The 12,625-nt window shown below is 53.8% G+C and carries 13 protein-coding genes; 2 read left to right on the top strand and 11 right to left on the bottom strand.

Going from position 1 to position 12,625, the window contains the following annotated elements; translation table 11 throughout:
• Positions 1–19: 19 nt before the first annotated feature.
• The 3 genes from secF to EDM57_RS17350 all read right to left on the bottom strand — a co-directional run bounded on the left by secF (position 20) and on the right by EDM57_RS17350 (position 2,577).
• Positions 20–934, bottom strand: coding sequence for a protein translocase subunit SecF (gene secF / locus EDM57_RS17360; protein WP_122905951.1), 915 nt, complete (start codon positions 932–934; stop codon positions 20–22).
• Complete coding sequence (secD, locus tag EDM57_RS17355; protein WP_122905950.1) at positions 924–2,162, bottom strand: protein translocase subunit SecD; 1,239 nt, start codon at positions 2,160–2,162, stop codon at positions 924–926. The genes secF and secD overlap by 11 nt, the downstream gene beginning before the upstream one ends.
• Positions 2,163–2,340: 178 nt before the next feature.
• Positions 2,341–2,577 (bottom strand): post-transcriptional regulator, encoded by a 237-nt coding sequence (locus EDM57_RS17350; RefSeq protein ID WP_122905949.1) that lies wholly within the window; start codon positions 2,575–2,577, stop codon positions 2,341–2,343.
• Positions 2,578–2,664: 87 nt separating this feature from the next.
• On the opposite strand from EDM57_RS17350, the gene spoVB reads away from it, so the two are divergent.
• Complete coding sequence (spoVB, locus tag EDM57_RS17345) at positions 2,665–4,251, top strand: stage V sporulation protein B (protein ID WP_122905948.1); 1,587 nt, start codon at positions 2,665–2,667, stop codon at positions 4,249–4,251.
• Positions 4,252–4,254: 3 nt separating this feature from the next.
• Here spoVB and EDM57_RS17340 read toward each other — a convergent pair whose 3' ends face one another.
• Positions 4,255–4,992 (bottom strand): DUF421 domain-containing protein, encoded by a 738-nt coding sequence (locus EDM57_RS17340; protein WP_425455812.1) that lies wholly within the window; start codon positions 4,990–4,992, stop codon positions 4,255–4,257.
• A gap of 46 nt (positions 4,993–5,038) precedes the next feature.
• Positions 5,039–6,016 (bottom strand): magnesium/cobalt transporter CorA, encoded by a 978-nt coding sequence (gene corA / locus EDM57_RS17335; RefSeq protein WP_122905946.1) that lies wholly within the window; start codon positions 6,014–6,016, stop codon positions 5,039–5,041.
• A gap of 133 nt (positions 6,017–6,149) precedes the next feature.
• Between corA and EDM57_RS17330 the strand changes: the two genes are divergently transcribed.
• Entirely contained in the window at positions 6,150–6,551 is a 402-nt protein-coding gene (locus EDM57_RS17330; RefSeq protein WP_122905945.1) for a TIGR04086 family membrane protein, read from the top strand.
• A gap of 85 nt (positions 6,552–6,636) precedes the next feature.
• On the opposite strand, the gene yajC is transcribed toward EDM57_RS17330, so the two are convergent.
• The 6 genes from yajC to ruvB all read right to left on the bottom strand — a co-directional run bounded on the left by yajC (position 6,637) and on the right by ruvB (position 12,624).
• Positions 6,637–6,936: a preprotein translocase subunit YajC gene (gene yajC, locus EDM57_RS17325; protein ID WP_122905944.1), complete on the bottom strand. Its 300-nt coding sequence runs from the start codon at positions 6,934–6,936 to the stop codon at positions 6,637–6,639.
• A 15-nt stretch (positions 6,937–6,951) separates the two neighbouring features.
• Entirely contained in the window at positions 6,952–8,082 is a 1,131-nt protein-coding gene (tgt, locus tag EDM57_RS17320) for a tRNA guanosine(34) transglycosylase Tgt (protein ID WP_122905943.1), read from the bottom strand.
• A 118-nt stretch (positions 8,083–8,200) separates the two neighbouring features.
• Positions 8,201–9,229 (bottom strand): tRNA preQ1(34) S-adenosylmethionine ribosyltransferase-isomerase QueA, encoded by a 1,029-nt coding sequence (queA, locus tag EDM57_RS17315; RefSeq protein ID WP_122905942.1) that lies wholly within the window; start codon positions 9,227–9,229, stop codon positions 8,201–8,203.
• 42 nt (positions 9,230–9,271) lie between these two features.
• Positions 9,272–11,215: a SpoIID/LytB domain-containing protein gene (locus EDM57_RS17310; RefSeq protein ID WP_122905941.1), complete on the bottom strand. Its 1,944-nt coding sequence runs from the start codon at positions 11,213–11,215 to the stop codon at positions 9,272–9,274.
• 195 nt (positions 11,216–11,410) lie between these two features.
• On the bottom strand, positions 11,411–11,629 hold the full coding sequence (locus EDM57_RS17305; RefSeq protein WP_122905940.1) for a DUF2905 domain-containing protein: 219 nt from the start codon (positions 11,627–11,629) through the stop codon (positions 11,411–11,413).
• On the bottom strand, positions 11,626–12,624 hold the full coding sequence (gene ruvB / locus EDM57_RS17300; RefSeq protein ID WP_122905939.1) for a Holliday junction branch migration DNA helicase RuvB: 999 nt from the start codon (positions 12,622–12,624) through the stop codon (positions 11,626–11,628). Before ruvB ends, EDM57_RS17305 begins: the two co-directional genes overlap by 4 nt.
• Between the last annotated feature and the right edge of the window lies 1 nt (position 12,625).

The following is a 12,625-nucleotide window of genomic DNA, read 5'->3' as shown; positions in this document are numbered from 1 at the left end:
ATTCCCTGCGGTCTGCCCATTACGCTTCTTTTTTCTTTTTCATATTCCGCTCTTTCAGGTTTACCCAAACTTGAGCAGCAATAAAGATCGAGGAGTACGTACCGCTCACCAGACCGAACAACAGCGCCAGCGAGAAGTTGCGAATGCTCTCGCTGCCAAGCACCGCGATCGCAAGCGCGGTAAAGAACACAGTTGCTACGGTGTACACAGAGCGGCGCATCGTTTGCCAGAGCGACACGTTCACGAGATGCTCCAGATCCGGAATCGTTTTGGACTTCATGGTGCGCAGATTTTCCCGGATACGGTCAAAAATAACGATTTTGTCGTTGATGGAGTAACCGAGAATCGTCAACAGCGCGGCAATGAAGGTAATGTCTACCTCCAGATTGAACACGGAGAACAGCGCAATCGGAATGATTACGTCATGCAAAAGCCCGACGACGCAGGCAATCCCGAACAGCAGCTGGAAACGAATCGCGATGTAGACAACGATCCCAAGCGAGGCAATCGCTACTGCAATCGCTGCCTTTTTCACCATTTCCTGGGCGATAATCGGGTCGACAGATGATACCTGCTTCGTGACCTGATCGCCGAATTTCTTCTTCAGCGCCTCTTCCACCTTCATCAGCGTGTCAGAGGAAATCGTTTGATCGAAGCGGGTATAAGCCTGATTCGTTCCGTACGGTGTCACCTTGGAAAAGGTTACGTCCGGAATTTCCTGCTTCAACACCGCTTCGACATCAGCCGGGTTGAACTCTTTTCCAACGAAAATGTCCAGACGGGTCCCTGCCTTGAAGTCAACACCAAGGTGCAGCCCCTGGAACAGCATAAACAAAAAACCGATAATGATAATCGCGGAAGAGAAAATGAAGTACTTCCGGCGATTCTTTACGATGTCAAATCGAATGACAGTGTGTTCACGATCAAAGCTCACCGATCTCACTCTCCTTTACCCCGAACCAGAACGGCTTTTTAAACATGTTGGAACGGACCACCAGCCAGAGGAGGAAGCGAGACCCAAACACGTTGGTAATCACACTCACGATGATTGTCATGGCCAAAACGACAGCAAACCCTTGCACGGAGCTTGTCCCGAAGTAGAACAACACGCCTGTCGCAATCAGTGTCGTCACGTGCGCGTCGATAATGGTAATCAGGGAACGGCGCTCACCGGCACGGAAAGCTGACAAAATGGTTTTGCCCGAGCGAATTTCTTCTTGGATACGCTCATACGTAATGATGTTCGCATCGACTGCCATCCCTACTGCCAAAATAAAACCGGCGATACCCGGCAGCGTCAGGGTAGCATCCATCCAGTCGAGTACGAGCATACAAAAATAAGTAAACCCAGCCAGCGTAATATTGGCGATCATCCCTGGCATGCGGTAGACGATCAGCATGAACACGAAGATCAATGCAGCCCCGATGTAGCCGGCATAGAGCGTTTTCTCCAGGGCCAGCGCACCGAGGGAAGCCCCTACCGATGTCACCTGCTTCTCGGTCAGCTTCGCAGGCATCGCACCGGAATTGAGCAGGTCAGCCAGTTCCTGTGCCGTTTCCTGGGTATATTCGCCTGTGATTTGCGCGCTTCCGTTTGTAATCACAGCTTGAATGGTTGGATTGGTTTGCATGGTTTCATCCAAATAAATCGCCATGCGCTTGTAAAGGTTCGCGCGGGTAACTTCCTCTACTTTTTTCACGTCGGAAAATTTCAAGGTTACGAGCGGACGTTTCAACTCATCGTAGCCAACCGCTGCCCCGTTCGGCGCCAGGTCGCTTCCTTGCAGGATAATCTTGCCCGACTCGTCGCGGAACGTCAGTACAGCGGGTTTGCCGATCAGCTCGCGCAGCTTGTCCTGATCCGCGGACTGCGAAGCGATTTGCACGCGAATCCGGTTTGGCAGCTCGGTAGAGATCACAGGCTCTGCCACGCCACCGATGTTAATCCGTTTCTCAATCATGTGTGCGGTTGATTTCAAAAGCTCAAGATCAACCTTGTGTCCAGCCTCGAGAGGCTCAACCTCGTACAAAATCTCAAACCCGCCCTGCAGGTCAAGACCGAGCGTGATGTTTCCTGCTACCTGCTTGGTCGTAGTAGACACCAGTGTCGCCAAAAGGCCGACAACAACCAGGAACAGGAGAAATCTTCCCCATTTTATCATTTTTGTGATACCCCTCTTTCATAAACAGGGTCCCGCGCCAAGGCGAGAAACCAATATGCCCATTATAGCGAAGTGAGAAAAAACGTGTCAACGAATGCTGGAAGAGCGAACCATGGTAACCAACCCCTTCTCTACTAAAAGCATGCTACTTATACGAACGAAGAGACAGGAAGTTTCACTAACTGTTTTTATACATTTGCATCATGAGGTAATTCATGTACTTGTTCGGCTTGAGCGAAAGAATATCGTTGACAAGACGGTGCATCGGGGGGATTTCCTTGTACCCGCTCGTGACACATTCCCAGATGTCTGCGGCCTCTACATTTTCATAGCCCAGCATGGCAAATTCCTCGGCCTTGCTCTGGCAAAGACTTGCTACTCGCCCATACCATTCCTGCTTTTGCGCTTGGTCCATCCCCGTTTCCCCCTCAAAGTAGTCATGCCGACAGCGGCACGTCCATATTCTTTACTGAATGAATTTTTCATTGCAAAGGAGCCTTCCATGAGACAGTCATTCTTTTTCGGAACGGTTATCCTCATCATTGCCGGCGGCATCACCAAAGTATTCGGCTTTGCTCACAGGATCGTGCTATCACGCATCATTGGAGCGGAAGGAATGGGGCTGTATCAAATGGTTGTGCCCCTGCTGTACTTTCTGATTACGGTGACGACATTCGGTCTGCCTGTCGCCATCGCCAAGCAGGTAGCAGAGACGGAAGCGGCGAACAATCCGCGGCTGACCCGCCGCTACCTGCTGTTGGCCTTGTCTGTGGCAGGCGGCATCAGCCTGTTCATCTGCACACTGCTCCTTTTGTTTTCCCACCGGATCGCAGGTGCCCTGTTCGCCGACCCGCGCGCCCATATCGTCATGCTCGCCGCCATCCCTGTCATTCCGATCTCCAGTATTTCGCTCGTTCTGCGCGGATACTTCCAGGGCAAGCAAAACATGATTCCGACAGCTGTCTCCCAACTGCTGGAGCAGGTAGCGCGCATGGCGCTGGTCGTCGTCATGACCGTGTCGTTTTTACCTGCGGGCGTCGAGTACGCCACAGCCGGTGCGGTGGGCAGCATTATTTTCGGGGAAGCTGCCGGACTTCTCTACATTCTCTGGCAATACCGAAAAGGAAGTAAAAAAGCGGCCACACAGCTTCTGGAAACGTCATTTCGCAAAGCCATTTCCGCAAGCAGAGCAAACCTCGCGCAGCTGATCCACGTTGCCCTGCCTGTTACCTTAAGTCGCATCATCGGTTCCATCGCCTACGTGCTGGAGCCAATGCTCGTTCCGTTTGCGCTCGTCATCACCGGGTACACGACGGCAGCTGCAACCGGACTGTACGGACAGTTTGCCGGGATGGCGGTTCCGCTGCTGCTCTTTCCCACTTTTTTAACCTATTCCTTGTCCGTTTCGCTCGTTCCTGCCGTTGCCGAGGCGGCCTATCAAAAAAATGCTCCTCTCGTGCATCGGCGCATCTACCAGGCAATGCGCATCACACTCGTCATCGGAGCACCTTGTACCGTTCTGCTTACTATTTTTGCCGAGCCGTTGTGCGTGCTGCTCTACGGCAGCGAGTATCGCGAGGTCGGCGTCCTGTTGAAGGAGCTTGCTCCCTTTTCCGTCTTTCTCTTTTTCCAGGCCCCGCTGGCCGCTGCCTTGCAAGGTCTCGACTACGCCCAGGTCGTCTTTCGCAATACACTGATTAGTGCCATCGTAAAAACAGGGGCGATGTTCGTGTTCACCGCCCAGCCGGCTTTTGGCATCCACGGCGCTGTGATTGCCACCAACATCGGCATCACATTGGGAACGCTGCTCCATTTTGCCAGTCTCACCAAAAAAATCGGCTTTACCATTGACGTATGGGAATTTGGAAAAATAGGGATCGCCATGCTGGCCATGGGCTACCTTGGCACGTACATGGCCGAGCACTGGTTCCTGCATTCTTCGACGGGCAAGCTGCTTTTGGCCAGCACCTGCATCAGCACCTTGCTGTACCTGGTGCTGCTCGTGGCCATGCGCGTCCTGGGCAAGCAGGACGTCCGTCGCATTCCGTGGATCGGCGAGCAGCTCGCCATGTTTTTCCCCCGCCGCTAACACCTAGTGTAGCGGCTTGTCTTTTTTGTCGATGTAGATGATGCCTTGTTCGTCAATGCTGCAAAAGGACACCTCGCGAATGTCCTTGATCCCGTACTTGCGGATTTCCCGTTTCAGCCAAAGCTGATTTTGCCCGATCTTTTGCAATGCCTCCTGCCTCACCTTGCCGTCGAGGATCAACGGAATCGGCAAACCTTTATACGAAACAGGGCTTACCGGTTTTTCTTTGGGCAGCCCTAAATCTCCGCGCGTAAGGGGTTCTTTGTCCTGCTTCAAAAAGACGCTCATTTGCCCTGTAGGCTCCATCATGGCGTACTCGACATCCGCAATGTTTTTCACGTTTTTTTGTCGCAGGTGAACCAGCAGATCATCCATGTTCAACCGATTTCGGCGCATCGCTTGCTCGCGGATTTCCCCGTTTTCGATAATCATGTCAGCGGAACCATCGACGACATCGCGGAATTTTTTGCTCTTGAGGGAAATGTACGCCATAACGATTTCCAACAGGGCGATCAACAGCATCGGCAAATAAAACTGAAGCCCCGGCTTTTCCACGTCCTCGATAGCCAGTGCCGCCATTTCTGCCAGCATGATGGAGATCACAACATCAAAAACCGACAACTTCCCCAGTTCTCGCTTGCCCATCATGCGGAGCAAGATCAGGAGGAAAAAATACGAGAAAAGGGTGCGCAACAATACCATTGAAATTTCTTCCACTTCCCGCTGCCCCCTATCGAACATTTTTGCTAGTAGTGTTCGGCAGGGGGCTTGCAACTATTAGCTCCAATTACAACCACTTTCGTTTGCGGAAAATGTGCAGCATGAAAAAGGTCATCGCCAGCATGATAACGAGTGCCACGATCAGCATGTAAGGCTCTGCCTCTTCTCCCAGCCAGGCGAACGTATTCATCCCGAACAGCCCGGTAATGAATGTAAGCGGCAGAATGATCGTGGAAATGATCGTGAGGACGCGCATCGTCTCTGTCGTCTTCGCGCTGATGATCGTGTAGTACGTATCAAGCGCACCGTTCACCAGGTCGCGGAACGTCTCGGTGGAGTCCGCTATGCGCTCCAGGTGGTCGGTCAGGTCACTGTAGAACGGAACGTTTTCCTCGGAAATGTCGAAAGAGTAGCGGCCATTGACGTTGGCAAAAATTCGCTTTTGCGGCATGATGACACGCCTTATCAAAATAATCGTCCGCTTCAGCGCCAGGAACTCTTCCGTAATTTCCTCCATCTGGTGTTCGTAAATCTCGTCCTCCAGTTCGTCAATCCGCACGCTGATCCGGTCGATGATCGGGAAGTATTCATCCGTGATCCCGTCGACAATCGCGTAGAGCAAGTAGTCGGGCCCCCGGTTCAGATAGGAGTTGTTGCGGTGACACATGGCAGCGATCCGCCCGATGGTGTTCATCGGCGATTTATGGATCGTAACAATGTAGTTGGGGCCGAGAAAAACGTTCAGTTCTACCGTGGTAATCTCGTCGTCGCTTTCTTCATTGTAACGCAGGGCGTGAAAAACGAAGAAATAATAATCATCGTACTTGTCAACCTTGGCACGCGGACTGACGTGCAGGCAGTCCTCGATGGCCAGCGGGTGAAAGTCGAAAATCTTGGCAATATAGGGCAGCTCATTGTTCCCCACATCATACAGATCGATCCAGAGCAAATCCTCGGGAGATTTCAGCCATTGATCCTTCGTGGACAGATCAACATCGTGAAACATCTTCTGCTCTGAATGGTTGTAAAAGTACGTTTTAATCAATCTTCCTCACCCCCGTCTCGTTCCCCATCCATCATACGAAAATTCCTTCCAATGTTCAACGCGAAGATGAATACATGGGCCAGGCCATTCATATAGATGGTACAAACAGTTGACCAGTGAGGGGGTTACTATTGTGCGGAGTGCGTCCACCTCTGTACTGACAGGTCTTTTGTACACAACAGGTCTCGTCTTGTTCGGGGCATTGCTCGCTACCTTGCTTCTCAGCTTTACCAGCATGCGCGAAGGGTCTTTGCCTTATTTCACGTACATCATCAACGCAATTGCCTTGCTCGTCGGCGGTTTCGTCACCGGAAAGCGCTGTGGCGGCAAAGGCTGGTACTACGGCGGCTTGACCGGGTTCTCCTATTTCCTCCTGATCCTTTTAATCGGCTTTCTCGGCTTCGATGCTCCGCTGCAATGGGGGACGTTCCTCTTTTTGCTCGGTGCGTTCGGCATCGCTGCACTGGGCGGCATTCTCGGCGTCAACTCGGCCAATACCGGCAGCAAGCCCAAAAGCTTCAAGCCGAGACGGTAAAAATTTTTGCTCCCATCCCAAACGATCAAGGCGGTCCTGGCCATCAAAAAAAGCAGGCGGATGCTCCCACCTGCTTTTCCTTGCTTTATTTGGACTCTTCTTTTTCCGCTTTTGCCGGTTCGTTGCTGGAAGACACAACGTTGTTGATGGCACCGCGATCAAACGTTACGTTGACGTTGTGCGCAATGCGCAGAGTCACCGTGTCGTCGGTCAACTCCTGGATGGTACCGTGCATGCCGCCGATGGTAACGATCCTGTCGCCCTTTTTCAGAGCAGCGAGCATGGCATTGCGCTGTTTGGCTTTCTTCTGTTGCGGACGAATCAGCAAGAAGTAGAAAATCGCAAACATGATGATAATCGGTAAAAACTGAGTCAAGCCCTCCATGAATATCCCCCTCGATTAAAAAGATCTATCTTCACTCAATCCATACTGAGCGAAAAACTGGTCCCGAAAATCTTGCAAGCGGTCTTCGGCAATCGCCTGGCGCACCTGCTCCATCAGCTTCACGAGGAAATGCAGATTGTGGTAGGTGGTCAAACGGATGCCAAAAGTCTCCTCCGCCTTGATGAGATGGCGGATGTAAGCGCGGGTGTAGTTTTTGCATGTGTAGCAGTCGCAATTCGGGTCGAGCGGTGTGAAGTCGCGCGCGTATTTGGCATTGCGGATAACCAGTCTTCCCTGGCTCGTCATGCATGTCCCGTTGCGAGCGATCCTCGTCGGCAAGACGCAGTCAAACATGTCAATGCCGCGGATTGCGCCGTCGATGAGAGCATCAGGCGAGCCTACTCCCATCAGGTAGCGCGGCTTGTTTGTCGGAAGCAGCGGAACAGTGTGTTCCAGCACTTCGTACATCAAGGAAAACGGTTCGCCCACGCTTAAGCCCCCAATTGCATATCCCGGAAAGTCCATGGAGATGAGGTCTTTGGCGCTTTGCTCGCGCAGGTCCTTGAACATCCCGCCCTGCACGATCCCGAACAGTGCCTGTTCGTTTGGACGCGCGTGTGCCTTCAGGCAGCGCTCCGCCCATCTGGTGGTGCGCTCCATCGACTTTTTCACGTAATCGTACTCCGCAGGATAAGGCGCACACTCGTCAAACGCCATGAAAATATCGGCGCCGAGCGCGTTTTGAATCTGGGTGGCCTCCTCCGGGCCGATAAACAGTTTTTCCCCGTTCAGATGAGAGCGGAAGGAAACCCCTTCCTCCGTGATTTTGCGGAGGTTGCTCAGGCTGAACACCTGAAATCCGCCGGAGTCTGTCAGAATGGCGCGGTCCCAGTTCATGAAGCCGTGCAATCCGCCTGCTTCGCGGACAATTTCATGACCTGGACGCAGAAACAGATGGTAGGTATTACTGAGGATAATGCCCGCCCCGATCGCTTTCAACTCCTCGGGACTCATCGTCTTGACCGTTGCCTGCGTGCCGACTGGCATGAAGACAGGCGTGTCGATCGTCCCATGGGGAGTGTGCAGCTTTCCGAGACGAGCGCCGGTTTGCTTGCATGTTTTGATTAATTCGTAGCGTACAGCCAAATTGTCGCACTCCTCAAGCTATGTATGTAAGTCTTTCCTATTATAAGAAAACTTGAGAGTGAAGTAAACCCACCCGGCTTATAAGTATACACTTATGCGGGTGGGATTTGTACATTTTTTACACGATCAGCATCGCGTCGCCAAAACTGAAGAAGCGATATTCCTCCTGGATCGCCGCTCTGTACGCATTCATGACATGCTCCTTGCCAGCCAGCGCACTGACCAGCATCACGAGTGTCGACTTGGGCAGATGAAAATTCGTCAAAAGCCCGTCGAGAATCGAGAACGTGTATCCCGGATAAATGAAGATGTCCGTCCAGCCCGCTGTCGCCACCAGCCTGCCGCCGTTCGCGCGTCCGACCGTCTCCAGTGTCCGGCACGAAGTCGTCCCGACCGCAATGACTCTTCTCCCCTCCGCCTTCGCCTTGTTCACCAGTTCGGCGGTCTTTTCCGGAATCTCGTAATACTCGGCATGCATGACATGCTCCTCTACCGTGTCAGCAGATACAGGCCGGAACGTTCCAAGTCCTACGTGCAGCGTCACGTATGCGAGCTGTACGCCTTTTGCAGCGATTTGCTCCAGGTAAGGCTTGGTGAAGTGCAGCCCTGCTGTCGGCGCTGCCGCTGAGCCTCGCTCGCGCGCATACACCGTCTGGTACCGTTCGCTGTCTTCAAGCTGCGCATGAATGTAAGGAGGCAGCGGCATCGAGCCTAACTGGTCGAGAATCTCGTAAAAAATGCCTTCGTACAAAAAACGCACAATCCGCCCGCCTGTCTCTGTCACTTCTTCGCATACACAGCGCAGCAGTCCGTTGCCAAAGACCACTTCCGTTCCCGGCTTCATCCGTTTGCCTGGCTTCACCAGCGTCTCCCAGCGGTCGTCCCCGAGCGATTTCAGTAAAAGGATCTCGATCTTCGCCCCCGTCCCGGCCTTTTCGCCGATCAGCCTTGCGGGCAGCACGCGGCTGTCATTCATGACCAGCACGTCTCCCGGCTGCAAATGGTCGATCAGGTCGGTAAAGCGCTGATGGGAAATGCTTCCGGTCTGTTTGTCCAGAACGAGCAGCCGCGAAGCTGTCCGGTCCTCCAAAGGATGCTGGGCAATCAGATGCTCCGGAAGTTCAAAATCAAATTGTTGCACGTCCACGAATCGTTAACTCCTTTGATGACAGTACATGTGGCAAAAGGATTACTTGTCAATTGTCACATCCTGGTAATAGTGTTGCAAAATTTGCAGGTAGTCATACCCTTTTTCCGCCATTGCGCGAGCCCCGTATTGCGACACACCAAGGCCGTGTCCAAAGCCGTAGCCGCGGAACAAAAACTGTGGCCCCGCCTGCTTGTCACCCTGAATGACCTCGACATCGAACTTCGTGCTGCGAAGCGAGTTGCCGCCTTGCTGGAACAGCGAGCGGAAAGCATCCGGGGACGAAACGGCAATCGGAACACCATTCGCCTCCATCGCGATCACCCGTCCGGACGGTCCTCGCTTCGTCACTTTCAGGCTGGTGACGTTCCCAGGGATGCGCGGTGCCTTTTGTTTGTCCTGGTTCGCATTCAGCAGCGCGGTCAGTTCCGCAGAGGTAAAGGGACCGCGTGTCCACGCATAGGCATTTTCCTCGGGCTCTTCGGAGAGGATTGTCACCTGGGCGCCGCTTGGGAGTGTAGACAAAACCTTGTGCGTCGTGGTGCTTGGGCCTGTGCGCAAATTCGTGTTTTCCGTCGTGATGACGCCTGTTCTTGCGCCATTGGCATCCCCTGTCTGCTGCACCAGGTCGCTGCGCACATATCCGATCGTCCCATCTGCAAGCTGTACCCGATACCACAGGTTCGCCGTTACCATCGGATACGTATCATCACTCTCGACTGGCCGCAAATACGGAACGGGATTTCCCCATACTTCCGTGCCATCCGCAGTCATCCCGCCTGCATTCGAGTAAAACAGGGACTCGACGAGTTTGCCCTGGTAATAGATGGCTTCCCCGGCGGTTTCGTCAACGGCCACGCGGACATCTTCCGACTCCTTGCCATAGCCGTAGTACGCCTGCTCTACCACTGTATCCGACACGTTGGCGATCCCGTACTTGTTTCCTTGCCACAGGGCTCTTGTTCTCGACAGCACCGCCTGCGTTTTCAACGCTTCCAGCGGCCAGCCCGGAGCCATTTCCGAACCGACAACCCCGTACAGATATTCCTCCAGCGGCAGTTCATTGACAACCGTCAAGTGACCGTTGTATTCCGACAGCTCCATCTCGCCGCGGTACGTCCGCTGGTCACGCTCGACGACGCCGATCAACGCTTCCGGCTCCGCTTTTTTCGCTTCAACCGTCAGCTTGGCCTGCGGAGAGAACACGTACTTCCAGATCGGCTCATCAGGAGAGCCGTAAACATCTTGCTTCAGTACGACGTAAGACTTGCTGTCAGGCGTCTTGTAGGAAAAGCCCGGAACAGCGCTGCTCGCTTTGCGCGCCAAGGCAGCGAGCGCTTCCTGGCTGACCTCGTCGCCGATCCAGACGGCGTATTTGACTTTTTTGCCGTCCGACAACAGCACAGGGTACGCCGGGATACCTTTTTGCTCAAACGCCTCCTGCCACTTCTGGGCTTCGCTCAAGCTTTTGAACTGCCCCGCTTCCAGCCGGAGCGGACCTTGCACAACCGGCTTTTGTCCTGTCGCCTGGGCCACAGCCGCTGCTTGATTGGCTGCTGCCTGATACGTGTCGTATGTACCGCTGACAACCTGATAAACGGTCTGTCCGCCTCGTTTCGCCACCTGAATCGAGCCCTCGTATTTGCGCTGGCTCAAAAGCTGGGCGACTTGCTGCGCCTGGTTCCAGTCCGGCGTCTGCGCCACGACCAGATGATATTCATCTACCCGGTAACGGGCAGCTTTTGCTTTCAAATCAGGCAGTTCGCTCTCCCCGTCTGGGCCTGCCAACGTCACTTCCATTCCTTTTTCCGCTGTCAGTGTAACGGAAGGAACAACTCCCCTGTAGCCTTGGCCCGTATCTATAAACAGAGCAACCCGAATATGGTCAGAAGCTGCTTCTGTCGGCGCTTGTCCCCCCAGGAGAGCAACTGTTATCAGGCCCGCCGAAAGGACTCTCCCCATCCACTTCTTTTTCATGTCGTCCAACGTCCTTCCTTTCTCCTGATCTCTTCTTGATCTCTTCTCGTCGAAATTTGGCATGTACTCCCAATCTTTTCGACAATACCAGGCGATTTTCCTGCCCTTGCCTGCAAAATAGGACCAGTCCCGGCAAACAAAAAGCCACCGGAAAAAACAGCTCCGATGGCATCCAGACAAGCTATGTGTGCTAGACAAAAGCCTTCATTTGAAAAGACGAAACAAATACATCCCAAGAGACAACACGATGCTGATGACGATGCACGTCACGACCGGAAAGTAAAATTTGACGTTTTCCTTTTCCACCACAATATCTCCTGGCAGGCGTCCCAGCGGCAAAAAGCGGCCGCCCACCTGCCACAACAGGCCGATGACGATCAGTACGGCACCGCCGATAATGAGAAGCTTGGCTACTGGATTCACGATTTCATCTCCCGCCCAAAGTGCTGGTACGCGCTCGGGGTCAGCACACGTCCCCGCGGCGTCCGCTGCATAAAACCAATCTGCATCAAATACGGCTCGCACACGTCTTCAACCGTTTGCGCCTCTTCGCCAATCGTGGCGGCAATCGTATCGAGACCGACTGGACCGCCGTCAAAGCGATCGATGATGGCGAGCAGCAGCTTATGGTCGATATGATCCAGACCGCAGGCGTCTACCTGCAGCCGTTCCAGTGCTTCCCTGGCAATCTCCGTCGTGATGACGCCTTCCCCTTTTACCTGGGCGAAGTCGCGCACCCGTTTCAACAGACGATTCGCCACACGCGGAGTTCCCCGTGAACGACGCGCGATTTCTTCCGCGCCGCCTTCGCGAATTACCACCTGGAGAATATCCGCTGCCCGCGAGACGATAAAGGTCAGCTCGGGAACGGTGTAAAACTCCAGACGGTTCACCACTCCGAACCGGTCGCGCAGCGGCGCAGAGAGCATCCCTGCCCGCGTCGTTGCTCCCACGAGCGTAAACCGCGGCAAATCGAGGCGCACACTGCGCGCGCTCGGCCCTTTGCCGATGATAATATCGAGCGCAAAATCCTCCATGGCCGGATAAAGCACTTCCTCAACGCTTCGGTTCAGCCTGTGGATCTCGTCGATAAACAGCACGTCACCTTCCTGCAGGTTGGTCAAAATCGCCGCCAGATCGCCAGGCCGCTCAATCGCAGGGCCGGACGTCGTGCGAATGTTGACCCCAAGCTCGTTGGCGATAATTTGCGACAGCGTCGTCTTGCCCAGCCCCGGCGGTCCGTACAGCAGGACGTGGTCCAGGGATTCCTTGCGCATTTTCGCCGCTTCAATGAAAATTTTCAGGTTTTCCTTCACATGCTGCTGTCCGATGTACTCATTCAAATATCGAGGACGGAGGCTCAGCTCCGCCGCATCTTCTTCCCAGTTCATATGCGTCGTAATGATTCGCTGATCCAAA

The sequence above is a fragment of the Brevibacillus gelatini genome (assembly GCF_003710935.1).
Lineage (GTDB): Bacteria > Bacillota > Bacilli > Brevibacillales > Brevibacillaceae > Brevibacillus > Brevibacillus gelatini.
This window is presented reverse-complemented; position numbering and strand designations above follow the sequence as displayed.

Excerpts from the sequence above, each read along its gene's own strand:
- secD (WP_122905950.1), bottom strand. The coding sequence starts at position 2,162 with ATGATAAAATGGGGAAGATTTCTCCTGTTCCTGGTTGTTGTCGGCCTT.
- EDM57_RS17350 (WP_122905949.1), bottom strand. The coding sequence starts at position 2,577 with ATGGACCAAGCGCAAAAGCAGGAATGGTATGGGCGAGTAGCAAGTCTT.
- spoVB (WP_122905948.1), top strand. The coding sequence starts at position 2,665 with ATGAGACAGTCATTCTTTTTCGGAACGGTTATCCTCATCATTGCCGGC.
- EDM57_RS17340 (WP_425455812.1), bottom strand. The coding sequence starts at position 4,992 with ATGTTCGATAGGGGGCAGCGGGAAGTGGAAGAAATTTCAATGGTATTG.
- yajC (WP_122905944.1), bottom strand. The coding sequence starts at position 6,936 with ATGGAGGGCTTGACTCAGTTTTTACCGATTATCATCATGTTTGCGATT.